The sequence below is a fragment of the Methylobacterium sp. Leaf94 genome (genome assembly GCF_001426045.1).
In the GTDB taxonomy this organism is placed as follows: Bacteria; Pseudomonadota; Alphaproteobacteria; order Rhizobiales; family Beijerinckiaceae; genus Methylobacterium.
The window spans coordinates 338,885-363,029 of record NZ_LMRM01000001.1 but is presented as its reverse complement, the minus strand read 5'-3'; the positions used below and the strand labels follow the sequence as shown (position 1 = coordinate 363,029).

The following is a 24,145-nucleotide window of genomic DNA, read 5'->3' as shown; positions in this document are numbered from 1 at the left end:
CGGTCTGATCGATTCGTGTTCGGACAGGTCTTGCACAACCCGAGCCGAGCGCGCATCCCGGCAACGTGATCATGCGCAAGATGTGATACATTGGCATCATCTGTTGTTTCAAAGCGACAGATCGACGGCCGCAAAGGGATGACCGTGACGACGCTGTACGTGAGCCACCCGTCCGCCCTCGATCACGCCATGCCGGAAGGGCATCCCGAACGCGCCGACCGGATCCGGGCGGTGGAGCGGGCCCTCGAGGACGAGCGCTTCGCCGGGCTGGTCCGCGGCCAGGCCCCGAGGGCCGAGACCTCGGTGCCCACCCTGGTCCATCCCGTGCCCTACGTGCAGGCGATCATCGAGGCGTCGCCGACGGAGGGCTACGTCCAGATCGACGGCGACACCCTGCTCTCCCCCGGCACCGTCGAGGCGGCCCTGCGCGGGGTCGGCGGCGCCGTGCACGCGGTCGATGCCGTGATGGCGGGCGAGTGCGCCAATGCCTTCGTGGCCATGCGGCCTCCGGGCCACCATGCCGAGCGCATGACCGCGATGGGGTTTTGCGTCTTCAACAACGCCGCCATCGCGGCGCGCCACGCCTGCGAAGCCCACGGGGCGAGCCGGGTGGCGATCGTCGATTGGGACGTCCACCACGGCAACGGCACGCAGGATATCTTCTGGGACGACCGCTCCGTGATGTACGCCTCCACCCACGAGATGCCGCTGTTTCCGGGTACGGGCGCCGCGTCGGAGCGGGGCAACCACGACACCATCGTCAACGTACCCCTGCGGGCGGGCGACGACGGCCCGGTCTTTCGCGAGGCCTTCGAGGCCGGCATCCTGCGCCGCCTCGACGCCTATGCCCCCGACCTCATCATCATCTCGGCGGGCTTCGACGCCCACCACCTCGATCCCCTCGGCCATGTCGAGCTCACCGAAGCCGATTTCGGCTGGGCGACCCGCCGCCTGATGGCGCTGGCCGATCGCCATGCCGGCGGGCGCGTCGTCTCGGTCCTGGAGGGCGGCTACAGCCTCAAGGGGCTGGGCCTCTCCGTTGCCGCCCACGTGGATGCGCTGATGGGGCGCTGAGTCTCCGGCGCCGGTCCGCCCGTTCGCCCTCAGGCGACCGGCTCCGGGACGAGGGCCGGATTGTCCGATGGATCCGCCATGGCGACGGCGATCTCGAACAGCAGAAGGTCGATCAAACGCCGCATCACCGGCGTCCCGGCCTCCGCGATGACGGCCCGCGCCGCGATGCAGTGGGCGGCGAGGACGTCGAAGGCCTCGCCCTTCGGTGGCTGGATCAGGGTGAGCATGGCAGGTCCTTTGCGGCCGCGCGTCAGGCGGCGAGGTAGGGGTAGGTCGGAGCGAGGACGGAGTCCGTCCGCCCCGTGAGGGCGCGCAGGCGTGCCAGCGTCCGCTCGTCGAATTCCGCGGTGGCCGCGATGATGTCCTCGCCGCTGATCGATTGCGGCAGGCCCAGCGGCCGGGCCCGGAAGTGGAGCTGCACCACGTGCAGCAGGTAGAGGGTCGGCATTTGCAGCACGAGCTGGCGCACGCCGTTGGCGAGGCCCCACTCGACGATGCCGGAGAGCAGGCTGAGCGAGACCGGATTCACCGCCTTGCCCCGTCCGCGATGGGACCGGGCGACGGCCTGGCGCGTCCATTCCCAGGTGTCGTGGCCGCAGGGCAGCGCCACCTCGCAGAGCTGCGGCAGCACGTCGGAGAGGAGGTGCGGCCGGGTCGTCGGCAGGAGCCGGCTGTAGCCGATGACCCGCCCAGCCTCGATGGCGAGGAAGTGCATCGCGTGGGCCGTGTCGAACTGGTCGATCTCGCGCCCATCGGGACGAGCGAGGTCGAGCCAACGCTTTTCCTCGACGAAGATCGCGTGCCTCAGGCGCCAGACCTGTTCCATTTCTTCGCGGAAGCAGTATTCATTCGCGGGTGTCACGATCTGAATCATGTCGAAACCTCCGTTCCGAGGCCGGTTCTGACATGATCGGGACCGTCACAAACCTACGGGAACCCGTAGGTCGACGCCGCGAGGCGTGCGGGATCGACGCCGGCGGACCCTGCGCGGGTGGTCGCGATGGCCCCCGCGAGGCGGCCGCGTCAGGTGATCAGTCCGCGCCGCAAGGCCACCGCGACCGCTTGGGTCCGGTTGGTGGTGCCGAGCTTCGTCCGGGCCGAGCGCAGGTGGAAGTCGACCCCGTGGGTCGAGATGCCCATGACCTCGCCGATCTCCCAGTCGGTCTTGCCCTCCGCCGCCCATTGTAGGGCCTCGCGCTCCCGCGGCGCGAGCCGGGCGGCCCGCGCCGCCCCCGCCGGGCCGCGCAGGCGCAGGAGATGGCCGAAGGCGTAGGTGGCGATGAGGTGGAGCATCGGCCGGTCGCCGGGATTCAGCCCGAGGCGTTCGCCCGAGAGGCTGAAGCCCGCCATGTCGCCGTCGAGGGTCATCAGCGGGACCGTGATCCCGTCGCGGAGGCGGAACTCGCCCGCCTCTGCCATCACCCGGCGGGCGCCGGCATCGTCGCCGAACCGCTCGCCCAGCTCGCTCCAGGCGAAGGGCGCCGTGCTGTGGGCGAGGTGACGGACCGTGGGGTCGTGGAAGGCGTAGCCGCGCGCCAGGTAGCGCCGGCCCCATTCCTCCGGGAAGGTGTTGACCAGGATGTGTCCGTGCTGCTGCCGCGCCGGCGTCCCCTTGCGGGGAATGGTCCCCGCCATGGCATGGGACACGCCGTGCGCCGCGAATTCCGTTACCAGCAGGCGCCCCACATCGTCGGTGCTCGCGGTCCGGTCGAGGGCCCGGAGGAAGCCCAACGTCTGATCCAGCGCCTTGCGCGTCATTGCAAATCCGGCATCGTCACCCCCGGTTGAGTGAAAACCGGATAACTCTAGATTGTCAACGCGCCGATGGCCTACGTGTGGCGAGGGCAGCGGGCGTCACCCGAACAGGTCCACCGTCGTGAAGCCCCGCGCCTGCATCCGCTCGGCGAGGACGCGGCGATGGCAGCGCGCCGGCTCGCGCTCGAAGCAGAGCAGGCAGATCGGCGTGCGGTCGGCCAGGGCACAGAGTTCGTCGAGGGCGAGGCCGCCATCGGCGGTGTCGAGCACCTCCTCGCAGTAGATGCGCCGCATCAGCGCGGCATCGTCGGCGCGGGCCGCCTGTCGGCCGGCCTTCGGCGTGCCGAGGCTGCGGGCATGGGCGTAGCCGATGCCGGACTCCTCCAGGCTGGTGCGCAGGGCGGTTTTCGAGAAGCCGCGCTTGCGGGAATTCGCCACGGCGCGGACATCCGCCAGGGTTCCCACCTCTGCCTCCTTCAGAGCCGCGATCAGGCGCTCGGAATCGAGACCTTCGTACCCGATGGTGAACAGAACCTTCACGGCACCCTCCTGTGTCCCAAACCCGCAGGCACGGCCTGCACTTAGGGGGTGGTGCCCGTGGGGGCCAGGGTGGATGCCGACCGCCTATGTGGCTTGCCCGACACGGCTTCCGGAAATCCGCCGCATTGCCGTCAAAGGTCTGTTAACCGCGCCCGGGTCATCCCTTAGCCATTGGTAGCGCGTAGAAGCTGGTGGGTCGGGCAACGATGCGGCTGTGGAACGGGACTGCCCCGGCACGTCAGAACCAGCGTGCGCCGCTGACCGCCTTGCGCGCCGGATTGCGGCGCGGCGCGGCGGTCGCCGTGCTGTCCGCCCTCGCGGCCTGCTCGGGGACCACGGATTTCTATCCGACCAAGGGCGATGCCAAGCCTCATCCCGGCGTCGCGCGGGCCAAGCAGCACCCGGTCCAGGGCATCGACATCTCGAAGTGGCAGGGTCCCGTCGACTGGATGTCGGTGCGTGCGGCCGGCACCCAGTTCGCCTTCATCAAGGCGACGGAGGGCGGCGACCACGTGGACGAGCGCTTCCGGACGAACTGGGACGGGGCCGCGCAGGCCGGCGTGCCGCGGGGCGCCTACCATTTCGTCTTCTGGTGCCGCTCGGCCCAGGACCAGATGGCCTGGTTCAAGAAGAACGTCCCCAACGACCCGACCGCCCTCCCCCCCGTCCTCGACGTGGAGTGGAACGGCCATTCGCAGCTCTGCCCGAAGAAGCTGCCCAAGGCCCAGGCCCTGTCGATGATCCGCTACATGCTCGACGAGATGGAGCGCTACACCGGCAAGCGGCCGATCATCTACACCGACATCACCTTCCACAAGGACGTGCTCGAGGACGAGCTGCCGGACTACCCGCACTGGGTCCGCTCCACGGCCGCCGAGCCGGAGCAGCGCTACGTCAAGCGCAAGTGGATGCTGTGGCAGTTCACCTCGACCGGGCGGGTGCCGGGCGTGCGCGGCGACGTCGACCGCAACGCGTTCTACGGCACCCCCGCCGAGTGGGCCTCGTTCCTGTCGACGGATTGCGATCCGCGCGAGCACCGCAACCTTGCCGATCGCGGACTCTGCACGGGCAAGTAGCGCCAGGGGTCGTTCCCGGCCTCGAACCTCTGACCGACTCCGAGCACGGCGTCCCGGCGTCGGGCCCGGTCGCCCCTCAGGCGCCGGCGCCCATCACGGTCGCCATCACGGTCCCGTAATGGCAGGCCGTCGCGGCGAGGACGAAGGCGTGCCAGATCGCGTTCTGGTACGGCAGGCTGCGCCAGACGTGGAAGACGACCCCGAGGGAGTAGAGGACGCCGCCCAGCGCGAGCATCCAGAGGGCATCGCTGCCGAGTCGGCCGATCACCGCGTCGTAGGCGACGACCCCGCTCCACCCGAGGGTGAGGTAGAGCCCGATCGAAACCCGGTCGTAGCGCCCGGGCAGGAGCAGCTTCAGGGCGATGCCGATCGCCGCCACCAGCCAGACCGTGCCGAGAAGGCTCCACGCCGGCAATCCGTCGCCCACCAGGGCGACCAGGGGCGTGTAGGTGCCGGCGATCATCAGGTAGATCAGGGCGTGGTCGGCGCGCCGCAGCAGCCATTTCCGGCGGGACACCGGCCACATGTTGTAGGTGGCCGAGACGCCGAGCATCGAGACGAGGCCGGCCGCGTAGATCGTGACCCCGGCACGCTCGAGGAGCGAGAGCGGCGAGAGGGCGGCGATCACCACGATGGCGATGGCACCCGCGACGCCGAGGGCGACGCCCACGACGTGGACGGCGCCATCCGCCAGGATTTCTTTCCGGGTATAGTTCCAGGTCACTCCCGTTGGGCGTCCGTCGTCCGCTAAAAGCATCGCCGACCTCCGGTATATCCGTTGAGGCTACGCTTGAACCTGTTGCCGCGTTCCCCGCGACAACTACCGAGTTGGAGCGATCAACAGGAATCTCTTCGGGCGAGGACTAGCCCGGAAGGATGTTGGGATAACGGTTCGCGATGGCGACGGCCCAGACAGCGCCGAGCAATCCCGTCAGGCCCAGGGCCAACCAGGCCTGCTTGCCGTGACGGCGCTTCGCCGGGGATGGGGTCTGACCGGCGGAGGCGGCTGTCCGGGGCTCGGAGGTCGTCCGGGTCTCGGAGGGGGTCGGCTCGGATGCGGGCGTGCGCCGGGTCTCGGTATCCTGCATGCAGGGATCGTCCTCTCGCGGTTCAGGGGCGTCGGACGAGGGGTAAGCCCGAGGGCTCCGGCCGCGTTCCGACGAGGGTCGAACGTGCGGGGGCCAGAGTGGTTCGTTGCAGTGCGGTCGCGATGTGGCGATCCGCACATGCCGGGCCTCGGCCGCATCCGTCACGCGATCGCGTCGATCCAGCAACCGTGTCGCTCAATGAGCTCTGTCGATCACGCTGCCCTGCCGATCACGCTGCCCTGCCGATCACGCTGCCCTGCCGATCACGCCGTCCTGCCGGTGAGCGTTTCGTAGCCGAAGGGGGTCGACGGGCGTCCGAGGGGCGCCGGAACGTGGGATCGGGCCGCTCGCCGGGCATGGACCGTCGCCATCGTCAGCACCGCCATGGCGAAGACCTGATGGGCGAGCGCGGCCCAGAGCGGCACGGCCAGCAGCAGGGTGGTGATGCCGAGGACGGCCTGGGTGAGGACGAGGGCGGCGATGCCGGTTGCCCGGCGGCCCATGCCCGAGCCCGGGCGCGCCCGGCGGGCGTCGAACGCATGAACGAGGGCCACCGCCAGCAGCAGGTAGGCGGTCAGGCGATGGTTCAGCTGCACCAGGGCAAGGTTGTCGACGAAATTCTCGATCCAGGGCGTCCCGGCGAAGAGCTCCGCGACCGGCGGGATGAGGTGTCCGTCCATGGTCGGCCATGTGTTGTAGAGGAGACCGGCCTTCGAGCCCGCCACGAGGCCGCCGAGGAAGATCTGCACGACGACGAGGGTCATGATGGCCAGGGCCGTCCGGCGCAGGCGGGGCGGATCGACCTCGACGGCGGCGTCCGGCGCCCGCAATCCGGCGGCGAGCCAGACCAGACCGGCCAGGATCAGGCTGGCGGTGGTGAGGTGCAGGGCGAGCTTCAGGGGCGCCACGGCGGTCATCCCCGGCTGCAGGCCGGAGGCGACCATGATCCAGCCGATCGCGCCCTGGAGCCCGCCCAGGAGCCCGAGGCCGAGGAGGCCGAGGCCGAGGCGCCGGGTCAGGGCGCCGCGCCACCAGAACCAGAGCAGCGGCAGGAAGAAGACGAGGCCGACGATGCGGCCGAGGAGGCGGTGGCCCCATTCCCAGGCATACAGGACCTTGAAGTCCGAAAGCCCCATGCCCTGGTTCAGGATGCGGTACTGGGGCGTGTCGCGGTACTTGTCGAACTCCGCCGCCCAGGCCTCGGCCGAGACGGGCGGAATCGCCCCGGTGACGGGGCGCCACTCGGTGATGGAGAGCCCGGAACCGGTCAGGCGGGTGGCGCCGCCGACGGCGACCATGCCGACGACGAGGGCGGCCAGAACGTAGAGCCAGATCCGCACGCCCCGTAGGCCGGGGATCACGCCGGTCGCCTGTTCGCCTGCTCGCACCACGTCGCTCCTCGCATCCCGCCCGGGCGCCGGACGGCGCGCCTCGGATGGGTGCGGGTTAAGCGAGGTAGGCGCTGTGGGCAACGCTCAGCGACGACGCACCGGGGGCTAGGCCCTCGTCATCCAGCTCGCGCTGGCGGCTGAGCGACAGCATCTCGAGCACGGCGATGACGATCCAGGGCCCCGCGATCCCGATGAAGAACGTCATGCCTGCGAATCCTCCGGCGCGCCACGCGCGACAGCGAGAATAGGCGACGCACGGGGTTCGGCAAGACGAAAGGGTACCCTCAGAGGGCCGCCCGCGCCAACTTCCAGGCCAGGAAGGCCAGGACACCGGCACCGAGACACCGCCGCCACGGATTCACGCCCCGTACGACCTCGTCGACGGCCCACCATGCCAGGGCCGCCGCGCCGAGAATACGCAGGTAGGGACCGATTCGGCCGCCGGGCCCGTCGAGCCAGCCGACCAGCGCGCAGCCGATGAAGATCAGCAGCGGCGCGTTCGGCCATTGTCCGATGGTGATCGCACCGGTCTTCCGGTCGCGAAAGAACCAGTCGATCGCGTTCAGGTCGGCACCCCGCTCTCGGCCTTGCGGGCCGGGGCGCAGATCTGCGGCGACACCTTGTCGAGATGCTCGCAGGCATTGCGCAGGTACCAGGCCCGCAATTCCGGCTGGCCGGGGGCTACGTACATGCCGACGAGGACGAAGGCGACGGCGCCGACGAGGATGAGGGTGAGAAGACTACGCATCGGGGCAACTCCCAGGACCGGTCTGGCGCCCCTTCCGTCCACCCGATCGTCGGGCGATCCCAAGTCCGGGTAAGCCCGGGACAAAGAAACAGCCCGCGCGCCGATCACGGCATGCAGGCTGTGTAAGCTTGGGAGGATCGAGAGGCTGTTGAGACCTGCCTGACAACGGGGAGACCCCGCCCTGGTTCCCGCGCGTGAAGCGGGAAAACGTCAGGCCGCCTGGAACAGGGGCACGATCCGCATCCCCGGCACCAGGACGAGACCCTTGTCGGTGATGCGGATCTCCGGGATCACCGAGAGCGGGATGAGGTTGAAGCCCATATACGGAATGGTGCAGCCGGCCCGGTCCCAGGCCTCCTTCAGGATCCGGACTTCCTCGGCCACGGCGGTGACGCGCTTGTCCGACAGGAGCCCCGCCACCGGCAGCGGCACCAGGGCGACCACGGCCCCGTCCTCCACCACGCAGACGCCGCCCTGGATCGCGCCGAGGGCATCGAGGGCGACGCGCATGTCGCCCTCGTTCAGGCCGGCGACGATGACGTTGTGCGAATCGTGGCCGACGCTGCTCGCCACCGCGCCCCGCTTCAGCCCGAAGGCCCGCAGCAAGCCGTGGGCGACGTTGCCGGCCCGGCCGTGGCGCTCGATCACGGTGACGAAGCAGAGATCGTTGGCCCCGAGGGTCGAGGGCCAGTCCGGTCCGGGCACGAGGTCGACGATCTCGTGGGTGAGCTCGATGCCCGGCAGCGTGGTGCGGATCGCGTTGACCCGGCACGGGCCTGTCGGCAGGTCCGGGGTCAGGGCCGACAGCGGGTCGGGCAGGTGCATGGTGGCGTAGGCCGGCGCGGGGTAGCGGTAGGGCCGCGACAGCGCGGCGTCGAGCAACGGCGTGATCCGGCGGTCGTCGACCACGAGTTCCCCGCCGTACCAGGTGGACTGGGGCACGAGGTCGTCGTCGAGGAGCACGAGGTCGGCCCGGCGCCCGCCGCCGAAGCCGCCGATCTCCCCATCGAGGCCGTAGCGGGCGGCGGGGTGCAGCGAGCCCATCGACCAGGCCTGGACCTTCGGGACGCCCATGCGCACCGCCTCGCGCACGACCCAGTCGAGGCCGAAGGCGAGGAGATCCTGCGCGTCGCGGTCGTCGGTGCAGACGCAGATCCGCTTGGCCGCGGCGCCGTAATCCAGGATGGTGCCGATGGCTTTCGGCAGGCTGTGCCAGGGCGTGGTCGGCGGGCCGCCGCGCAGGTAGATCCAGATTCCGGCCTCCAGGAGGTCGTCGGCGATGTCGCGGTCGATCGCCTCGTGCGTGTCGGTGACGCCGCTGGCGGCGTAGGCCGCCACGAAGTCGCGTCCATAGATGTGGCCCGAGACCGGGCGACCGCGCTCCAGGGCAGCCTGGATGATGGCATGGGCGCGGGGATCGCCCTCGCAGACCGCCACGAAATCCATCTTCTCGCCGAGGCCGATCGCCTCCGGCCAGGCATCGAACAGGGCCGCGATCTTGGCGGCATCGAGGTCGCCGCCCGCGGTCTCCAGTTCGGGCGAGGTCGCCGGCACCGTGCTGGGCACCGTGAGGTAGATGTTCAGGGGCGCCGCGCGGGCATCCTCCAGCATCCAGGCGATGCCGTCGGCGTCGAGGACGTTGCCGATCTCGTGGCTGTCGCAGACGATCGTGGTGGTGCCGTTGAGGAGCGCGGCCTCGGCATAGGCACAGGCCGTGACCATGCTGCTCTCGATGTGCAGGTGCGGGTCGACGAGGCCCGGCGCGAGGAGCCCGCCGCCGAGGTCGCGCCGGGGCGCATTGCCCCGGTAGGTTCCCGCCGGCTTCACCGCCGCGATCCGCCCGCCGGCGATCCAGACCTCGCGATGCGGCAGGATGCGCTCCGAGTAGGTCGAGAGCAGGCGGGCGCCGGTGAGGACGCGGTCGGGCTCCGCGCGGCCGGAGGCCACGGCCGAGAGGTGTCGCGTCATCCGGCTCAACGGTTCGACGGAGAAGCGCGTCAGCGGTCGCGTGTCGGTCATGCGGTCTCTCGGCTCCGTGGCACTCGACGTGTCCGTCGGATTTGGCGTGCGCCGGGGCCGCCACGTCGGCCCGGCCGTTCCGCGGCGCATGCATCGTGCCAGACACCGGGCCCGGCGGACAGGCGGTGCGACCCGGCGAAACGGGTTGCCAAGCGGGAGCGGCGAGACCATTTAAGACAGATGCCGATCGCGACCCCGCGTCGCTCGATCGGAGACGGCCACGAGGCCGGGCCTGGGTGACGCCGGATGTACGCGCACCCGCCCCGCCCATCCGTGGCCGTCGGCGTCTCTTCCCCACCCCTGCAGTTCGAGCACCGTCCCGTCATGGCCAAGCGTACCAAGTCGAAACCGCAGGAGCGCGGCTCCGTCCTGTTTGACGTCGTCTATGACGATGAGTCCCGCGCATCCAACCGGCGCGTCCCCATGGAGATCCTCGGCGGCCTCGACGGCGACGAGCCGGCCCGCCAGCTCATTGAGGACCAGGACCGCGCCATTTCCGAGAAATCTGGTCGTCCCCTGCGGGCGATCCGCAGCCTGACCCGCTCGCCCGCCCGCGTCTCCACGGCGTCCGACGAGTAGGCGCTCGCCAGGCCGGCCTGCGGCGCGAGGCCGGCGAGGCCCCGCCTCAGGCCTTCTTGAGGAATTCGGCCCTCAGCACGAGGCCCTTCACCTTCTCGGCATTGCCCTCGATCTCGGACGGATCGTCGGTCAGGCGGATGTTCTTGATCAGCGTACCGCGCTTCAGGGTGGCCGAAGTTCCCTTCACCTTCAGGTCCTTGATCAGCGTCACCGCGTCGCCGTCGGCGAGCTTGGTGCCGTTTGCATCCCGGGTCTCGTCCATCGCCCGCGCCCTCAGCTCTCGGGACGCAGGTAGGGTCGGCCGGCATCCACGAGCGCCCGGTCCACGGCCTCGATGGCGAGGAGGATGCGGGTGAGGTCCTCGGCTGCCGAGGGCGCCGCGACCTCGCTGCTGCCGATCCGCCGGGCGAGCGCAGCGCGCTGACGGGCCAGGCTGTCCCGCGCCCGGTTCATCTGGTCGATCTCTTCCGCCGTCATGCTGTGCTCCCCTGAACGCCCGGCCGGGCCGCGGGAGCGATGCGACCTTTGGGGGCCGAACGCAAGGACGGCGTCGTCCCGAGGGTCCCCCTTCAGAACAGGGCACCCTGCGCATCCTCGTCGCTGGAGCGCGGCTGCGCGGCGGGCGGGGCAGACCGCCCGGCTTCGCCCCTCTGCGGCCGGGCCAGGGGCTCGATGAGGTCCGGCGCATCGATGCGGGCGTCGTTCACCCGGGCGCTGACGGGGTCCAGCGTGAGCCAGTCGTCGGGACAGGGGCGGCACAGCTTCACCGCGGCATCCGGCTCCGTGTCGCGGGTGTCGAGCCAGGAATCGATCTGGTCCGGCGCGAGGATCGCCGGCATGCGGTCGTGCACCGCCGCCATCGTGCCGTTCGCGTCCGTGGTGACGACGGCCGCCGTGTCGACCTCCGAGCCGTCGGCCCCAAGCCAGTTTTCCCAAAGGCCCGCGAGCGCCATCGGTGCCCGGTCGGCGCGGCGGATCATGTAGGGGGTCTTCGTCGCGGCCTTGCCCGTCCCCTCCCGGCGCCACTCGTAGAACCCGTCGGCCAGGAAGACGCAGCGGCGGTGGCGCAGGGCGCCGCGGAAGGTCGGCTTCTCCCGCAGGGTCTCGGACCGGGCGTTGATGACGAGGGGGAAGTCCTTCGGGTCCTTGACCCAGCTCGGCCACAAACCCCAGCGCACCAGCCGGAACCGGCGCCGCCCGCCCTCGGACAGCACCACCGGCACCGGCTGGGTCGGCGCCACGTTGTACCGGGGCGGGAAGTTCGGCAGCTCGGGATAGCCGTAGAAGGCCCGGAAGATGTCCGGAGCCTGGGCGATGAAGAAGCGTCCACACATCCGCGGACGATCCGCAAATTCGACCCGATGGGCAAGGGGCTCAGGCCCCCCGGGGCGATGGATCCCCCGGGGGCGCGTCGCCGGTCTCAGGCGGCGCGGACGCCGGCGAGGAAGCGGCCGACCTCCTGGCCGAGATGATCGGACTGGCGCGCGAGGGCCGAGGCGGACGCCAGGACCTGGCTTGCCGCGGCGCCGGTTTCCTCGGCCGCTCCCGCCACGCCGGCGATGTTGGCCGTGACCTCGCCCGTGCCGGTGGAGGCCTGCGCGACGTTGCGCACGATCTCCTGGGTCGCCGCGCCCTGCTCCTCGACGGCCGCCGCGATGGTGGTCGCCACCGCGCTGATCTCGTCGATCCGGCCGCGGATGGCGTCGATGGCGTGCACGCTCTCGGCCGTGGCGCCCTGGATCCGCGCGATCTGCGTGCTGATCTCGTCGGTGGCCCGTGCCGTCTGCCCGGCCAGTTCCTTCACCTCCGTTGCCACCACGGCGAAGCCGCGCCCCGCTTCGCCGGCCCGGGCCGCCTCGATCGTGGCGTTCAGCGCGAGGAGGTTGGTCTGACCGGCGATGTCGGAGATCAGCTTGACCACGTCGCCGATCCGCGCCGTCGCGCCGCTGAGTTCCTGCACCAGGGCGGCGGTCGTGCCGGCCTCGCGCACGGCGGCGCCGGCGAGCTCGGCCGAGCCCTGCACCTGGCGGCCGATCTCCTGCACGGAGGAGCCGAGCTCCTCGGCCGCCGCCGCCACCGTCTCGACGTTCGAGGCCGCCTCCTCGGCGGCGGCGGCCACCGACAGGGAACGCCCGGCGGTCTCGCTCGCGGTGCCGCTCATGGCCTGGGCGGTCGCCTGCAACTCGCCCGCGGCCCTGCCCACGGAGTCCACGATGCCGCCCACGGCACGCTCGAAGCCGTCGGCCATCTCCTGCATCGCCCGGCGGCGCTGGGCCTCGGCCCCGGCCCGGGCCGAGGCCATGTCCGCCTCGAGGGCCTTCATGCGGATCAGACTTTCCTTGAAGACCTGGACGGCGTCGGCGATGCGGCCGATCTCGGTGCCGGTGCCCTGGTGCGGGACCGTCACGGCGAGGTTCCCGGCGGTGAGCGCCGTCATCGGCTGCACCACCGAGTCGATGCCCCGCGTGACGCTGCGGATGATCAGGGTCGCGAGCAGGACCGCGAGCACGACGGCCACGCCGAGGGCCGCCAGCGCGATCGACGTCGTCTGGGACGCGAGGGCGACGCCCTCCGCCTCGGCCTGCGCGGCGCCGGCGTCGTTGATCTCGATGAGCTTCTCCAGGGCGGTGGAGGCGCGCCGCCGCGGCTCGACGCCGTCGGAGAGGTAGAGGGCGTAAGCCTCGCCCTTCGGGGCGGTGCGGGCGGCGGCGACGATCCGGTCGGCCACGCCGAAGAAGGTGGTGACCTCCCGCCTGAAGGCCTGGAAATGCCCGCGCTCCGCATCCGAACTGATCAGGCGCTCATAGCTCTTGGACAGGGCACCGACCTGTTCCCGGCGCTTGGTCATGTCGGCCTCGATCTTGGCCTGGTCGCCGGCATCCGTGGTCTGCGTCACGCGCAGCAGGCTCGTGGTGTAGCGGGCCAGGGCGACGTCGATCCGACCGCTCACCTGCACGCTCGGAAGCCAATTGGTCTGGACGGCGGTGAGTAGTGCGTTGATCCGTCCGACACCGGACATTCCAAGCCAGCCAATTGCGACGATGAAGAATGTGATGATCGCGAAGCTGGCAACCAACCGAGTGCGGATGGTCAGGGTCTTGAAGGTCATGGAACTGCTCCAAGAGCATGCATCCGCCCTCCGGATCATGCCAAGCGCGGTTACATTGCATCGGCATCCTTAACAGGATGCATCGGATACTCGCTACAACCAGCGTTTCCAGCGGAAGAACACGTATGGAAGGACAGCCGCCACGACCATCATCACGACCGCCATCGGGTATCCGAATCCCCAATCCAATTCGGGCATCGCCTTGAAGTTCATGCCGTAGATCGAGGCGATCAGGGTCGGCGGCATGAACACGACCGCCATGACCGAGAACAGCTTGATGATGTTGTTCTGCTCCAGGTTCACCAGGCCGAGCGTGGCGTCGAGGAGGAACTGGATCTTGGAGGACAGGAAGGTGGCGTGCTCCTCCAGGGACTGCAGATCGCGCAGGGTGGAGCGCACGTCCTCGCGCAACTCGCGCGGCGCCTTGGCGGTGCGGTAGGTCGCCGAGAGCGAGAGCAGGATGCGCTCCATCGAGACGAGGCTCTCGCGCTGCTTCGAGATCAGGTCGCCGTGGCGCCCGAGCGCCCGGAGGGTGTCCTGCAGGGCGGTGTTGCGGGCGCTCGGGTCCTCCTTCTCCTCGAAGATCTTGCCCGAGAGGCGGTCGATGCGCTCCCCCTGGAGCTGGAGCACGTCGGCCGCCCGGTCGATCACCGTCTCGATCAGCCCGGCCAGGATGGTCTCGCCCGAGGGCACGGCCGAGGGGCCGTTGCCCGTCGAGCGGCCGGCCCGCTGGGTGTACATCCGGAAGGCCTGCGGCTCCTCGTAGCGCACCGTGACGAGGCGGCTGCCGCGCAGAATGAAGGTGATGCCGGCCAGCCCCGGCTCCTCGGATTCGCTGACCTTGCTCAGCACCCGGCCGGTCATGTAGCGCGCCCCGTCCTCGACGTAGAGGAGTTCGGAGGGCTCGATGTCCTTCATTTCCTCGCGGGTCGGCACCGAGATGCCCATGAAGACCTCGACCTTGAGGTCCTCCTCCCGGCTCGGCCGCACCATGTCGAGCCAGACGGTGTCGTCGGGGATCGGCTCCTGCAATTCGAGGGAACGGCGCTCGAGCAGGGTCTGCCCGGCGCCGGCGACCGGCTGGTGGATGAAGATCACGCGGGATGTCTCAGGCGAAGGCCCCGGGAGGCGGTGTGCTCGCATCCGGCACGAAGAAGTCCGGCGCAAGAGGAATGCCGGGTGTGACCCGGTATTTTGAAAAGTCCGTGACACCCTGCTCCGCCAGGAAGCTGTCGTCGATGAGGAAGCGGCCCGTCACCGCGCGGGCGGGCAGGCGGAACAGCGCGTGGGCGGCGTCGGCCAGGATCTCGGGCGTGCGGCTCGCCTGCATCAGCGCCTCTCCGCCCAGCAGATTCTGCACCGCCGCCGTGGCGATGGTGGTGCGCGGCCAGAGAGCGTTCACGGCGATGCCCTGGCGCTTGAGCTCGCCGGCGAGCCCGAGCACGCAGAGCGACATGCCGTACTTGGCGATCGAGTAGGCGAGGTGCGGCGCGAACCACTTCTCCGCCATGTCGAGGGGCGGCGACAGCATGACGATGTGCGGGTTTTCCGCCTTGGCGAGGTGCGGGATCGCGTACTTGCTGACCATGTAGGTTCCGCGCGTGTTGACGCCATGCATCAGGTCGAAGCGCTTCATCTCGGTCTCGGGCGTCCGGGTCAGCGCGATCGCGCTGGCGTTGTTCACTACGATGTCGATGCCGCCGAAGGTCTCGGCCGTCCGGGCGATGGCGGAGGCGACGCTGTCCTCGTCGCGGACATCCACCAGGAGCGGCAGCGCCCGGCCGCCCGCCGACTCGATGGCGGCGGCGGCGGTGTGGATGGTGCCCGCCAGCTTCGGATGCGGCGCGTCGGTCTTGGCCGCGATGGCGATGTTGGCGCCGTCGCGGGCCGCCCGCAGGGCGATGGCGAGTCCGATGCCGCGGGACGCCCCGGTGATGAACAGGGTTTTGCCCTGCAGCGAATCGCTCATGTCTCAGCTCTCCTCGGCGTTGATCTGGAACCGGGCCGGCTGCGTGCCGTCCGCATCGGTGAAGCCGTATTCGGCCGCGAGGTCGCCCGCATGGAGGATCTGCCCGGCCCGCGCCGCCACGGCTGGGTCGGCCGCCAGGGCGGCCAGCGCCCGGCCGGCATAGAGCGGGCTCTCCGTCGCCCGGTCGGCATGGCCGACGTCGACGGCGCGCTCGGTGCGCACGAAGCCGGGGGACAGCCCGAGCGCCGTGACCCCATGCGGCGCCAGTTCCTCGGCGCAGGCGAAGGCCAGCCGGTTCGTGGCCGCCTTGGTCAGGTCGTAGAAGATGTCGCCGAGATAGCCCGGCGCGGTGTCGAACGAGACGAAGGCGATGAGGCCGGATTTCGCCGAGACCATCGCGGGGGCGACGGCGCGGGCGAGGAGGAGGGCCGGATAGGGGCCGCTCCCGAAGAAGTCCGAAAACGGCTCGGCCGAGCGGCGCCAGAACGGCGTGCCCCAGGCGGCGCCATCGGCGTAGCGCTCGCCGTCATAGCCCTCGTTGCCGCCCCAGACGCTGGAGACCGCCACGTCGATGCGCCCGAACCGGCGCAGGGCCCAGTGGACCAGGGTGTCGACGGCGCGCTCGCTGGTGTGGTCGCAGAGGTAGTGATGGCCCTCGCCACCGGCGGCATCGACCGCGCGGGCGGTATCCTCGATGGTCTCGGGCCGCCCCTCCGTGCGTGGCCCGGTCTCGCTGGACCGGGCGGTGACGATGACGGTGGCGCCGGCCTCGCCGAGCCCCCGCGCCAAGCCGCGTCCCACCCCGCGCGAGGCGCCGGCGACGAGGCAGATCTTTCCGCGTATCAGGTCCGGTGCGGGGGTCACGCCGGCTTGGCCCGGCCGAGGAAGCGCGCGAAGGCGGCCTGGGCCTCGGGCGACCGCAGGCGCTCCTCGAAGGCCACGGCCTCGGCCTCCAGGGCGGCGTCCAGGGCGGCCTGGTCGCCCCGGATCAGCGCCCGCGTCGCCTGCACCGCCCCGCGCGGCAGCCCGGCGAGGCGCGCGCCCTGCGCACGGGCATGCTCCAGCAGCAGCCCGGCCGGCATCACCCCGTTGACGAGCCCGAGACCCAGCGCTTCGTCCGCGTCGAAGGGCTGGCTCAGGAGCAGCATCTCCGTGGCCTTCAGGAGCCCGACCCGGCGCGGCAGCAGGTAGCTCGACGCCGCCTCCGGCACGAGGCCGAGTTCCACGAAGGGCATGCGGAAGCGGGCCGCCGGGCTGGCATAGACGAGGTCGCAGTGCAGGGTCAGAGTCGTGCCGATCCCCACCGCGATCCCGTCCACGGCCGCGATCATCGGCGTGCGCGTGCGGGCGAGCTGGCGGATGAACTGCAGGGCCGGCGCCTCGCGGAACGGCTTGCTCGCGCCCGCGACGAAATCGGCGAGGTCGTTGCCCGCGCTGAAGGCGCCCGGCGCCCCGGCGAACACCACGGCGCCGATCGCATCGTGTTCGTCGGCCTCCACCAGGGCGGCGCGCAGGGCGTCGTACATGGCGCCGGTCAGCGCATTCTTCTTCTCGGGCCGGTCGATGCGGATGAGGCGGACGCCGTCGGCGGTATCCGCGATCGCGATGTGCTCGCTCATGGTGCCCTGCCCTCCTGGATGGTGTTCGATCCGCGCGAGTGCGACGCTCGGCGGGGCCGGATCAGCTCGCCAGGGCGAGGGCGGCGTCCTCGGTGAAGCGCCCACCCGCGACGACGCTCTCCTCCAGGCCGCCCACGGCGGTCAGCAGGTTGTCGGCGAAGAACCGGGCCAGCGCGATCCGGCCCGCATGGGCGGGATCGGTGTCCCCCGCCTTGAGCGCCGCGTGGGCGGCGAGCGCCTGGCGACCGAGGCAGGCGCCCCCCTGGACCAGGCCGAACAGGCGCAGGTACGGCGTCGCGCCCGCCAGCGCCGCCTCCGGCCGGTTCGACGCGAGGGCCTTGAGCTGGAAGCTCGTCGCCCGGTCGAGGCTCTCGATGCCGGCACGCAGCCGGGCGCCGAGGCTGCCGAAGGCCGCATCGGGATCCGTGAGGAAGCCCTCGGCGGTCCGGCGCAGGCTCGCGATCTGCGCCCGCACCGTCGCCCCGCCGTTGAGCGGCAACTTGCGGGCGACGAGGTCGATGGCCTGGATGCCGTTCGTGCCCTCGTAGATGCCGAGGATGCGGGCGTCGCGCATGTGCTGGGCGGCGCCGGTCTCTTCGACGAAGCCCATGCCGCCATGGACCTGGACACCGAGCGAGGTCACCTCGTTGGCGATGTCGGTGGAGAAGGCCTTGGCCACCGGCGTCAGCAGCGAGGCCCGGTCATGCGCCTCCTGCCCTTCCGGGCCCTCGGCCGCGTCGAGGGCGGCGGCGGTGAGGTAGCAGATGCCGCGCGCGGCCTGGGTGAAGGCCTTCATGGTCAGCAACATGCGCTGCACGTCGGCGTGCTCGACGATGGGGCTGGTCTCGGGGGCGCCGGGCGCCTTGCCCTGGCGTCGGTCGCGGGCATAGCCCAGCGCCTGCTGGTAGGCCCGCTCGGCGATGCCGACGCCCTGGAGGCCGACGTTGAGGCGGGCCGAGTTCATCATCGTGAACATGCAGGCGAGCCCGCGATTCTCCTCGCCGATCAGCCAGCCGACGGCGCCGCCGTCGTCGCCGAAAGCCATCGAGCAGGTGGGCGAGCCGTGAATGCCGAGCTTATGCTCGATGCCGGAGCAGCGCAGGTCGTTGCGGCTGCCGTCCGGCAGGATCTTGGGCACGAGGAACAGCGAGATTCCGCGGGTGCCGGCGGGCGCGTCCTTGAGCCGGGCCAGCACGAGGTGGACGATGTTGTCGGTGAGGTCGTGCTCGCCGTAGGTAATGTAGATCTTCGCGCCGACGATGCCGTAGCGACCGTCCCCAAGGGGTTCGGCGCGGCTGCGCAGGAGGGCCAGGTCCGAGCCGGCCTGCGGCTCCGTCAGGTTCATGGTCGCGGTCCATTCGCCCGAGATCAGCTTGGCGAGGTAGCGCGTCTTGAGGTCGTCCGAGCCGTGCTGGGCCAGGGCTTCGATCCCGCCCGCCGTGAGGAGCGGGCAGAGGCCGAAGGCGATGCTCGCTGCGTTCCACATCTCGTTGCAGGCGGCGTTGAGCACGAGGGGCAGGCCTTGCCCGCCATGGTCGGGGTCGGCGCTGAGGCCGTTCCAGCCGCCGGCGATCCAGGTCCGGTAGGCTTCGCGCCAGCCCGGCGGGGTGGTGATGGCGCCGTCCTTGAGCGGCGTGCCGTGCCGGTCGCCGACCCGGTTGAGGGGGGCGATCACCGATTCGGCGACCTTTCCGGCCTCGGCCAGGACGGCTTCCGCGTCGTCGACGGCGAGGTCGCCGTGCAGGCCGGCCGCCAGGGCAGCGTCGAGCCCGGCCACGTGGCGCAGGGCGAACAGCATGTCGGCCACCGGAGCGCGATAGGTCATGTTGCTTCCTCCCGCGCCTTGATTGAATCGACGCGTGTCGCCCCGTGTTTGACGCATGGCCCGGACGGGCGCTAGGCCCAGGCTTTCCCCGCCGAAGGGGCGCCAGCGAAGATAGTTTAGATATGAACGATCTCGGGTCAATCCCCGACGACGCGATCCCGGCGGTGGCGACGCGTCGGCTGACCGAGGACGCCGCCGGGATCGCGGCGGCCGCGTCCCTGCTCCGGGCCGGGCAGGTCGTGGCCTTCCCCACTGAGACGGTCTACGGCCTCGGGGCCGATGCCACCGACCCGGCGGCGGTCGCGAAGATTTTCGCCGCCAAGGCGCGGCCGCGCTTCAATCCGCTGATCGCGCATCTCGCCGACGCGGAGTCGGCCTTCGCCGAGGGCCTGTTCGACGATGCGGCGCGCAGCCTCGCCGCGGCGTTCTGGCCCGGCCCTCTGACCCTAGTGGTGCCCGCTGCGCCGGGCTGCCGCGTCTGCGACCTCGCTCGGGCCGGCCTGCCGAGCGTCGCCCTCCGGGTGCCGGCGCCCGACCTGACCCGGGCCCTGCTGGCGCAGGTCGGCAGGCCCGTCGCCGCGCCTTCCGCCAACCGTTCGGGACGCGTCAGCCCGACCCGTGCCGATCACGTCCTGGCGGACCTCGAGGGCCGGATCGCCGCCGTGCTGGATGGCGGCGAGACGCCGGTCGGCGTCGAATCCACCGTGGTGGCCTGTCTCGGCGGCCCACCCCGACTGCTGCGGCCCGGGGGCGTCACACGGGAGGCGCTGGAAGCGCGCCTCGGCTTTGCCCTGGCCAGCCCGGAGCGGGGGGATACGGCCCATCCGGTCGGCCCGGGACTCCTCGCCTCCCACTATGCGCCGCGGGCGCAGGTCCGCCTCGAGGCGACCGCCGCCGCACCGGACGAAGTTGCGCTGCTGTTCGGACCGCATCCGCTCCCGGGAGCGGATGCGGCGCAGGCGCGCCTCAACCTCAGTTCCACAGGGGATCTCGCCGAGGCCGCGGCCCGGCTGTTCTCGGCCCTGCGCCAGCTCGACGGCCTCGGGACGCCGGTGATCGCGGTGGCGCCCATTCCGGAGCGGGGTCTCGGCGAAGCGATCAACGACCGGCTTCGGAGGGCCGCGGCGCCGCGCTGAAATTTTTTTGGGATGCGCTGGAACCAAGCCGCCGGGGGCGTGTTCTCCCCGTACGAAGGCCAGTTCAGCCCCCAATGGCCTTTTCCCTTCTCGGGCTCGGAGCAATCCGAGCCTTTTTTCTTGCGCGTCATTCGGGCCCTGGCCACGGCGCCCTGACCCGATTTACGAGACCCCGTCAGGCGATTTCCAAGATCTCGCTCTCGTGCCCGTTCACCTCGACGACATCGCCTGTGACCTTGCCGGTCAGCGCGCGCGCCATCGGCGAGACATAGGAGATCGTGCCCTGGGCCGGGTCGGCCTCGTCCTCACCAACGATCCGGTAGGTACGGCGGCTGTCGTCCTCGGCCAGGATCGTCACCGTCGAGCCGAAGCGGACCACGTCGCCCGGCTCCGCCTCGACCAACTGCGCGGAACTGCGCCGGGCGGTCCAGTAGGCGAGATCGCGATTCACACGGGCTACGTCTGCCTGGGCCTCGGGCGTCAGGGCGGAGAACGCGGCCTGAAGGCGTGCAACCTCTGCCTCGATATGGGCCAGGCCCTCGGGGGTGACGAAATTCGGGTGCGAAGAGATCGTGCGTTCGGGAAGATCCTCGAACACCGCTTCACCTTCACGCTCACGGACGAATGCTTGGCTCATGATCGGGGAAACGCCCGGCGCCTGCCCGACGTTCCGTCATGCTCGGGCGACCTCGACCACCGTGCGTCCCCGGACCCGGCCTTCGAGGATCGCCCGTGCCACCGTATCGACGCCGGCCAGCGGCACCGTCTGGGTCATCGCCGCCAACTTGTCGTGATCGAGCTCCCGGGCGAGCCGGTCCCAGGCCGCCCGGCGCTTCGGTTGCGGCGTCGTCACGCTGTTGATGCCGAGCAGGGAGACCCCGCGCAGGATGAACGGGGCGACCGAGGTCGGCAGGTCCATGCCCTGCGCCAGACCGCAGGCGGCGACCGCACCGTCCACCTTCGTCCCCGCCAGGACGTTGGCAAGGGTGACCGATCCGACCGCATCCACCGCCGCCGCCCAGCGCTCCTTGGCCAGCGGCTTGCCGGGCTGGCTCAGCTCCGCGCGGTCGAGGATTTCCGAGGCACCGAGGCCGCGCAGGTAGTGGGATTCCGCATCGCGGCCGGTGGAGGCGATGACGTGCCAGCCGGCCCGCGCCAGCAAGGCCACCGCCACGGACCCGACGCCACCCGAGGCGCCGGTGACGAGAACCGGTCCTTGTGACGGAGTCGCGCCGTGGTGGTCGAGGGCCATCAGGCAGAGCATCGCCGTATAACCGGCGGTGCCGATCGCCATCGCCTGGGCGGGGCTCAGGCCCTGGGGAAGCGGCACCAGCCAGTCGCCTTTGACCCGGGCGCGCAGCGCATAGGCCCCGAGATGGGTCTCGCCGACGCCCCAACCGGTGAGCACCACCGCATCGCCGGGCTGGTAGTCGGGATGATCCGAGGTCTCGACGATCCCGGCGAAGTCGATGCCGGGAATCATGGGGAAACGGCGCACCACCGGCGACTTGCCGGTCATCGCCAGCCCGTCCTTGTAGTTCACCGTGGAGTGGGTGACACGGACAGTGACGTCGCCCGGCATCAGGTCGGCGTCGTCGAAATCCTGGAAGGCGAGGGATTGCCCCGTCTCGGTCTTCTCGATGACCCAAGCCTTGAACCGACCCATGGCACGCCTCCACTGACGGGACTGAGGTGTGGCACGGACGGTCCGAATCAAGCGGCCCCGGGCGCCGCTGGCGTCCAGAGCCGGAGAAGGGTCGGCGACGAAGGGCTCAGTAGCCGTCGTAGATGCTGCCGGAGGAGAAGCCGAGGCCGACGCCGACATCGGCCGAGCTGGCGCCGGTGATGCCGAAGGCGTCGGGAATCGAGCCGACGGCGAGACTGGGGCCGAAGGCGCCGGGATAGCCGCCCTGGCCGTAATTGGCCGGGACCCAGCCCGACCGGGCGGGCTGCACCAGGACCCGGCGGCGGACGCTGGCGTATTGCGGCGGAAGGGTCTCGGGAATCGTCTGCGCGGGCTGCACGAGGACGCGGCGGCGGCGGACGGAATATTGCGGCGGCACGTCCACCCAGCAACCGATCAGCTCACCATAGGCATCCCGACGAGTCTGCCAGACCCGGCCGCCGGGCGCCACGAGAACACGCTCCGAGACGGTCTCGTAGACCGGAGGAATGGTGCGGTAGACGGTCTCGGCCGGGCGGACGAGGACCTGCTCGGACACCGCGCCGTAGACCGGAGGGGTGTTGACGTGGCGGTAGCACTCGGCGCCGCCGCAGCCGCCGGCCTGGGCGGAGGACAGGGTGATGACGGCGCCCGCGATGGCGGCGAGACTGATACGGGCTGCGACCGGCGTGGTCATGACGGGTTCCTCGGCTCGAAACGCTGGATAGGACGGGATGGCGCGCGAAGCCCGCGCGCATCTCGACGTTCCAGAGGCCGCCAAGTTGCCGCTCGATCAAGCTGTATCGAGACTCAAGGTAAAATTAACCCAAGCTTAGGACTACTTAGAAGTTTCACTGCTTAGGTAAAAACACGCGGAACTGTCGAGAAAATCAGGTCTGACCGCGCTTGAGCTGGTAAAAGATGTGCCGCCCGATGACGTCCATCTTCTTCAGGCGCCGTGACCAGCCTGGTTTCACGTAGTCCGCGTGGTAATGGGTCGCTCCGCCGACTTCGCTCAGATAGGTGCGCCCCTCGATGACCGCGCTGGCGATCCGGGTGGCGTTCTGCCAGGACGGCCCGTCGGCGATGCGCAGGGACTTGCCTTCGCAGGCGAAGGAGAACTGGCAGCCCATGTAGCGGTGGCGGTTCTGATAGACGACGCCACAAACGTTGCTGGGATAGAGACCGCTCTTCACTCGGTTGAGGACGACCTGGGCGACCGCCGCCTGCCCCTCTTCGGATTCGCTGCGCGCCTCGAAGTACACGGCCTCGGCGAGACAGCGCTGCTCGCGGTCCATGGCGTCGGGACCGATCAGGTCGGCGTAGCGGTGGCGTGCGACGTCCGGGGGCACGGCCGCACCCGGCGTGGCGCCGTCCGCCTGGAATCCCCGCGGCGACAGGCCTGGGAAGACGAGGCTCGCGGCGGCGATCTCGATCGGCGTCGCATCGGCCGGGGCCGGGGTGGTCGAGGAGAGCGCTTCCGCGCGGGGAATGGCGGGGGTCGCCCCATCCACCACCGCGATCACCGAGCCCTCGCTCTCCCCGCTCGCATCGAGGCCGAGGTCGGGGGGTGGTACGAAGCCGGCATCGAGGTCCGGATTCCAGGTCGCCGACCCTGATTCCAGCAAGCCGCTCACGGGCTCCGCGAGGCTCGTCCGTACGACGAGGGCGTCGCCCCGGCCCTCGGCGAAGAGAAGGCCTTCGGTGGTGCCGCGGGTGTAGACCCGGTGCGGCGCGTGCGAGCGCGTCTCCGTCCCCGCAAGCCGGGCCCCGGGCGAGGCCGTCGCGAGGAGCCGAGCCGGACCGGCCGCGCGCCCGGCGGAGCCCGGCGCCATGTCCGTGCCGGCCGTGGCGGTGAAGGAGACGAGCAGCCCGATGCCCGCCGCCCAGGGAGTCATCGCCGCGCTGAGCCAGCGCAGATGCGACGCGCGCCGTACCTGTTTCCTACCCACGCAACCGACTCGCACCAGGATGCCAAACGCTCACACCGCCGGTCCCAGGAGGACACGGAAGCGGCCGTTGCGTTCAACTATCGTGCGGTATGGTTGCGGAGCGGTTAAGCGGAGGCGTCAGAGCGCGCCGGGACGACCGTGCATCGCCGCCAGGCTGCTGACCAGGGTCGCGAGGTTCGAGCGTCCGCTCTCCTGCGCGCCGGCGATCCGCTCGGCATCGGCCCCGCTCTGCGTGGCGACGGCGAAGACGAACAGCACGATGGTGGCGAGGCCGCTCAGGCCGGCCACGATCCAGAGATACGCCTGCTGCATCACGCGGGGCAGCGGGACGGCGACGGGACTTTCGTTGAGAAACAGGGGGGGTGGGCTGGTGTCGTTCATGCCGGCGATCCCACGCGTTGGCTGCCGCCCCAGTCAGCAGGGTTGCCTGCGCGTCATGGTTTGGCACTAGCACTGAACGTGCCCGCGCGGAATCGGTTCGCCGCGTTTTCGACAATTTGTTGAATGGTTCGTTCGACCGTTGACCCGGGACGGCGCGCGGCCGTCCCGATCCGTCATCGTCGGGCCGCGGCGACACTGTGCGAGTCGCCGCGGCCCCTCGT

29 protein-coding genes are annotated in these 24,145 nt (G+C 70.6%); 4 read left to right on the top strand and 25 right to left on the bottom strand.

Going from position 1 to position 24,145, the window contains the following annotated elements:
• The first annotated feature begins 144 nt into the window (after positions 1 to 144).
• Positions 145 to 1,074, top strand: coding sequence for a histone deacetylase family protein (locus tag ASG63_RS01705; RefSeq protein ID WP_056211490.1), 930 nt, complete (start codon positions 145 to 147; stop codon positions 1,072 to 1,074).
• Between the two features lie 29 nt (positions 1,075 to 1,103).
• Here the strand turns inward: ASG63_RS01705 and ASG63_RS01700 are convergent, their stop codons facing one another.
• From ASG63_RS01700 to ASG63_RS01685, 4 genes are all read right to left on the bottom strand, one after another.
• Positions 1,104 to 1,301, bottom strand: coding sequence for a hypothetical protein (locus ASG63_RS01700; RefSeq protein WP_056211391.1), 198 nt, complete (start codon positions 1,299 to 1,301; stop codon positions 1,104 to 1,106).
• Between the two features lie 23 nt (positions 1,302 to 1,324).
• Positions 1,325 to 1,948 carry an acyl-homoserine-lactone synthase gene (locus ASG63_RS01695; protein WP_056211389.1) on the bottom strand — a complete coding sequence of 208 codons (624 nt, stop codon included), beginning with the start codon at positions 1,946 to 1,948 and terminating at the stop codon, positions 1,325 to 1,327.
• Positions 1,949 to 2,097: 149 nt separating this feature from the next.
• Entirely contained in the window at positions 2,098 to 2,832 is a 735-nt protein-coding gene (locus ASG63_RS01690; RefSeq protein ID WP_056211387.1) for a helix-turn-helix transcriptional regulator, read from the bottom strand.
• A 96-nt stretch (positions 2,833 to 2,928) separates the two neighbouring features.
• Positions 2,929 to 3,360 (bottom strand): DUF488 domain-containing protein, encoded by a 432-nt coding sequence (locus ASG63_RS01685; protein WP_056211488.1) that lies wholly within the window; start codon positions 3,358 to 3,360, stop codon positions 2,929 to 2,931.
• Positions 3,361 to 3,575: 215 nt separating this feature from the next.
• Between ASG63_RS01685 and ASG63_RS01680 the strand changes: the two genes are divergently transcribed.
• Entirely contained in the window at positions 3,576 to 4,445 is an 870-nt protein-coding gene (locus tag ASG63_RS01680) for a glycoside hydrolase family 25 protein (RefSeq protein WP_056211385.1), read from the top strand.
• 76 nt (positions 4,446 to 4,521) lie between these two features.
• Here the strand turns inward: ASG63_RS01680 and trhA are convergent, their stop codons facing one another.
• From trhA to ASG63_RS01655, 7 genes are all read right to left on the bottom strand, one after another.
• Positions 4,522 to 5,202 carry a PAQR family membrane homeostasis protein TrhA gene (gene trhA / locus ASG63_RS01675; RefSeq protein WP_056211384.1) on the bottom strand — a complete coding sequence of 227 codons (681 nt, stop codon included), beginning with the start codon at positions 5,200 to 5,202 and terminating at the stop codon, positions 4,522 to 4,524.
• 106 nt (positions 5,203 to 5,308) lie between these two features.
• A complete protein-coding gene (locus ASG63_RS01670) occupies positions 5,309 to 5,533 on the bottom strand; it encodes a hypothetical protein (RefSeq protein WP_056211382.1) in 225 nt (74 codons plus the stop codon).
• Positions 5,534 to 5,796: 263 nt separating this feature from the next.
• Positions 5,797 to 6,924, bottom strand: coding sequence for a COX15/CtaA family protein (locus ASG63_RS01665; RefSeq protein ID WP_056211380.1), 1,128 nt, complete (start codon positions 6,922 to 6,924; stop codon positions 5,797 to 5,799).
• Positions 6,925 to 6,979: 55 nt separating this feature from the next.
• The gene (locus ASG63_RS24875) at positions 6,980 to 7,129 is read right to left on the bottom strand and encodes a hypothetical protein (RefSeq protein WP_156394038.1); all 150 of its coding nucleotides are present in this window, start codon (positions 7,127 to 7,129) and stop codon (positions 6,980 to 6,982) included.
• Between the two features lie 79 nt (positions 7,130 to 7,208).
• The gene (locus tag ASG63_RS26965; protein ID WP_082487808.1) at positions 7,209 to 7,490 is read right to left on the bottom strand and encodes a hypothetical protein; all 282 of its coding nucleotides are present in this window, start codon (positions 7,488 to 7,490) and stop codon (positions 7,209 to 7,211) included.
• The gene (locus tag ASG63_RS01660) at positions 7,487 to 7,672 is read right to left on the bottom strand and encodes a hypothetical protein (RefSeq protein ID WP_056211377.1); all 186 of its coding nucleotides are present in this window, start codon (positions 7,670 to 7,672) and stop codon (positions 7,487 to 7,489) included. Before ASG63_RS01660 ends, ASG63_RS26965 begins: the two co-directional genes overlap by 4 nt.
• Positions 7,673 to 7,882: 210 nt before the next feature.
• Complete coding sequence (locus tag ASG63_RS01655) at positions 7,883 to 9,691, bottom strand: adenine deaminase C-terminal domain-containing protein (RefSeq protein WP_056211376.1); 1,809 nt, start codon at positions 9,689 to 9,691, stop codon at positions 7,883 to 7,885.
• Between the two features lie 324 nt (positions 9,692 to 10,015).
• Between ASG63_RS01655 and ASG63_RS01650 the strand changes: the two genes are divergently transcribed.
• Positions 10,016 to 10,270: a hypothetical protein gene (locus ASG63_RS01650; RefSeq protein ID WP_056211374.1), complete on the top strand. Its 255-nt coding sequence runs from the start codon at positions 10,016 to 10,018 to the stop codon at positions 10,268 to 10,270.
• Between the two features lie 46 nt (positions 10,271 to 10,316).
• Here the strand turns inward: ASG63_RS01650 and ASG63_RS01645 are convergent, their stop codons facing one another.
• The 9 genes from ASG63_RS01645 to ASG63_RS01605 all read right to left on the bottom strand — a co-directional run bounded on the left by ASG63_RS01645 (position 10,317) and on the right by ASG63_RS01605 (position 18,792).
• Positions 10,317 to 10,532, bottom strand: coding sequence for an alkylphosphonate utilization protein (locus tag ASG63_RS01645; protein ID WP_056211370.1), 216 nt, complete (start codon positions 10,530 to 10,532; stop codon positions 10,317 to 10,319).
• A gap of 11 nt (positions 10,533 to 10,543) precedes the next feature.
• Positions 10,544 to 10,747 carry a hypothetical protein gene (locus tag ASG63_RS01640; protein ID WP_056211367.1) on the bottom strand — a complete coding sequence of 68 codons (204 nt, stop codon included), beginning with the start codon at positions 10,745 to 10,747 and terminating at the stop codon, positions 10,544 to 10,546.
• A 92-nt stretch (positions 10,748 to 10,839) separates the two neighbouring features.
• Positions 10,840 to 11,604, bottom strand: coding sequence for an SOS response-associated peptidase (locus ASG63_RS01635; RefSeq protein WP_056211365.1), 765 nt, complete (start codon positions 11,602 to 11,604; stop codon positions 10,840 to 10,842).
• Between the two features lie 86 nt (positions 11,605 to 11,690).
• The gene (locus ASG63_RS01630) at positions 11,691 to 13,379 is read right to left on the bottom strand and encodes a methyl-accepting chemotaxis protein (RefSeq protein ID WP_056211363.1); all 1,689 of its coding nucleotides are present in this window, start codon (positions 13,377 to 13,379) and stop codon (positions 11,691 to 11,693) included.
• Between the two features lie 93 nt (positions 13,380 to 13,472).
• Positions 13,473 to 14,477: a magnesium transporter CorA family protein gene (locus ASG63_RS01625; protein ID WP_056211361.1), complete on the bottom strand. Its 1,005-nt coding sequence runs from the start codon at positions 14,475 to 14,477 to the stop codon at positions 13,473 to 13,475.
• Positions 14,478 to 14,487: 10 nt separating this feature from the next.
• Complete coding sequence (locus ASG63_RS01620) at positions 14,488 to 15,348, bottom strand: SDR family oxidoreductase (RefSeq protein WP_056211359.1); 861 nt, start codon at positions 15,346 to 15,348, stop codon at positions 14,488 to 14,490.
• 3 nt (positions 15,349 to 15,351) lie between these two features.
• On the bottom strand, positions 15,352 to 16,212 hold the full coding sequence (locus tag ASG63_RS01615; protein WP_056211357.1) for an SDR family NAD(P)-dependent oxidoreductase: 861 nt from the start codon (positions 16,210 to 16,212) through the stop codon (positions 15,352 to 15,354).
• Complete coding sequence (locus ASG63_RS01610) at positions 16,209 to 16,967, bottom strand: enoyl-CoA hydratase-related protein (RefSeq protein WP_056211355.1); 759 nt, start codon at positions 16,965 to 16,967, stop codon at positions 16,209 to 16,211. The genes ASG63_RS01615 and ASG63_RS01610 overlap by 4 nt, the downstream gene beginning before the upstream one ends.
• 61 nt (positions 16,968 to 17,028) lie before the next feature.
• Positions 17,029 to 18,792, bottom strand: a complete 1,764-nt coding sequence (locus ASG63_RS01605; protein ID WP_056211354.1) for an acyl-CoA dehydrogenase — start codon at positions 18,790 to 18,792, stop codon at positions 17,029 to 17,031.
• A 122-nt stretch (positions 18,793 to 18,914) separates the two neighbouring features.
• On the opposite strand from ASG63_RS01605, the gene ASG63_RS01600 reads away from it, so the two are divergent.
• Positions 18,915 to 19,928, top strand: a complete 1,014-nt coding sequence (locus tag ASG63_RS01600; protein ID WP_056211352.1) for an L-threonylcarbamoyladenylate synthase — start codon at positions 18,915 to 18,917, stop codon at positions 19,926 to 19,928.
• Positions 19,929 to 20,103: 175 nt separating this feature from the next.
• On the opposite strand, the gene greA is transcribed toward ASG63_RS01600, so the two are convergent.
• From greA to ASG63_RS01575, 5 genes are all read right to left on the bottom strand, one after another.
• Complete coding sequence (greA, locus tag ASG63_RS01595) at positions 20,104 to 20,565, bottom strand: transcription elongation factor GreA (protein WP_056211350.1); 462 nt, start codon at positions 20,563 to 20,565, stop codon at positions 20,104 to 20,106.
• A 36-nt stretch (positions 20,566 to 20,601) separates the two neighbouring features.
• Entirely contained in the window at positions 20,602 to 21,594 is a 993-nt protein-coding gene (acuI, locus tag ASG63_RS01590; RefSeq protein ID WP_056211348.1) for an acrylyl-CoA reductase (NADPH), read from the bottom strand.
• Positions 21,595 to 21,700: 106 nt separating this feature from the next.
• Positions 21,701 to 22,288: a hypothetical protein gene (locus ASG63_RS01585; protein WP_056211346.1), complete on the bottom strand. Its 588-nt coding sequence runs from the start codon at positions 22,286 to 22,288 to the stop codon at positions 21,701 to 21,703.
• A 193-nt stretch (positions 22,289 to 22,481) separates the two neighbouring features.
• Complete coding sequence (locus ASG63_RS01580; RefSeq protein WP_056211344.1) at positions 22,482 to 23,489, bottom strand: cell wall hydrolase; 1,008 nt, start codon at positions 23,487 to 23,489, stop codon at positions 22,482 to 22,484.
• A 171-nt stretch (positions 23,490 to 23,660) separates the two neighbouring features.
• A complete protein-coding gene (locus ASG63_RS01575; protein ID WP_056211342.1) occupies positions 23,661 to 23,924 on the bottom strand; it encodes a hypothetical protein in 264 nt (87 codons plus the stop codon).
• Between the last annotated feature and the right edge of the window lie 221 nt (positions 23,925 to 24,145).

Bases quoted from the DNA above. Each gene is read 5' to 3' on its own strand.
- ASG63_RS01700 (WP_056211391.1), bottom strand. From the start codon at position 1,301: ATGCTCACCCTGATCCAGCCACCGAAGGGCGAGGCCTTCGACGTCCTC.
- ASG63_RS01695 (WP_056211389.1), bottom strand. From the start codon at position 1,948: ATGATTCAGATCGTGACACCCGCGAATGAATACTGCTTCCGCGAAGAA.
- ASG63_RS01690 (WP_056211387.1), bottom strand. From the start codon at position 2,832: ATGACGCGCAAGGCGCTGGATCAGACGTTGGGCTTCCTCCGGGCCCTC.
- ASG63_RS01680 (WP_056211385.1), top strand. From the start codon at position 3,576: ATGCGGCTGTGGAACGGGACTGCCCCGGCACGTCAGAACCAGCGTGCG.
- trhA (WP_056211384.1), bottom strand. From the start codon at position 5,202: ATGCTTTTAGCGGACGACGGACGCCCAACGGGAGTGACCTGGAACTAT.
- ASG63_RS01670 (WP_056211382.1), bottom strand. From the start codon at position 5,533: ATGCAGGATACCGAGACCCGGCGCACGCCCGCATCCGAGCCGACCCCC.
- ASG63_RS24875 (WP_156394038.1), bottom strand. From the start codon at position 7,129: ATGACGTTCTTCATCGGGATCGCGGGGCCCTGGATCGTCATCGCCGTG.
- ASG63_RS01660 (WP_056211377.1), bottom strand. From the start codon at position 7,672: ATGCGTAGTCTTCTCACCCTCATCCTCGTCGGCGCCGTCGCCTTCGTC.
- ASG63_RS01655 (WP_056211376.1), bottom strand. From the start codon at position 9,691: ATGACCGACACGCGACCGCTGACGCGCTTCTCCGTCGAACCGTTGAGC.
- ASG63_RS01650 (WP_056211374.1), top strand. From the start codon at position 10,016: ATGGCCAAGCGTACCAAGTCGAAACCGCAGGAGCGCGGCTCCGTCCTG.
- ASG63_RS01645 (WP_056211370.1), bottom strand. From the start codon at position 10,532: ATGGACGAGACCCGGGATGCAAACGGCACCAAGCTCGCCGACGGCGAC.
- ASG63_RS01640 (WP_056211367.1), bottom strand. From the start codon at position 10,747: ATGACGGCGGAAGAGATCGACCAGATGAACCGGGCGCGGGACAGCCTG.
- ASG63_RS01635 (WP_056211365.1), bottom strand. From the start codon at position 11,604: ATGTGTGGACGCTTCTTCATCGCCCAGGCTCCGGACATCTTCCGGGCC.
- ASG63_RS01630 (WP_056211363.1), bottom strand. From the start codon at position 13,379: ATGACCTTCAAGACCCTGACCATCCGCACTCGGTTGGTTGCCAGCTTC.
- ASG63_RS01620 (WP_056211359.1), bottom strand. From the start codon at position 15,348: ATGAGCGATTCGCTGCAGGGCAAAACCCTGTTCATCACCGGGGCGTCC.
- ASG63_RS01610 (WP_056211355.1), bottom strand. From the start codon at position 16,967: ATGAGCGAGCACATCGCGATCGCGGATACCGCCGACGGCGTCCGCCTC.
- ASG63_RS01605 (WP_056211354.1), bottom strand. From the start codon at position 18,792: ATGACCTATCGCGCTCCGGTGGCCGACATGCTGTTCGCCCTGCGCCAC.
- ASG63_RS01600 (WP_056211352.1), top strand. From the start codon at position 18,915: ATGAACGATCTCGGGTCAATCCCCGACGACGCGATCCCGGCGGTGGCG.
- greA (WP_056211350.1), bottom strand. From the start codon at position 20,565: ATGAGCCAAGCATTCGTCCGTGAGCGTGAAGGTGAAGCGGTGTTCGAG.
- acuI (WP_056211348.1), bottom strand. From the start codon at position 21,594: ATGGGTCGGTTCAAGGCTTGGGTCATCGAGAAGACCGAGACGGGGCAA.
- ASG63_RS01585 (WP_056211346.1), bottom strand. From the start codon at position 22,288: ATGACCACGCCGGTCGCAGCCCGTATCAGTCTCGCCGCCATCGCGGGC.
- ASG63_RS01580 (WP_056211344.1), bottom strand. From the start codon at position 23,489: ATGACTCCCTGGGCGGCGGGCATCGGGCTGCTCGTCTCCTTCACCGCC.
- ASG63_RS01575 (WP_056211342.1), bottom strand. From the start codon at position 23,924: ATGAACGACACCAGCCCACCCCCCCTGTTTCTCAACGAAAGTCCCGTC.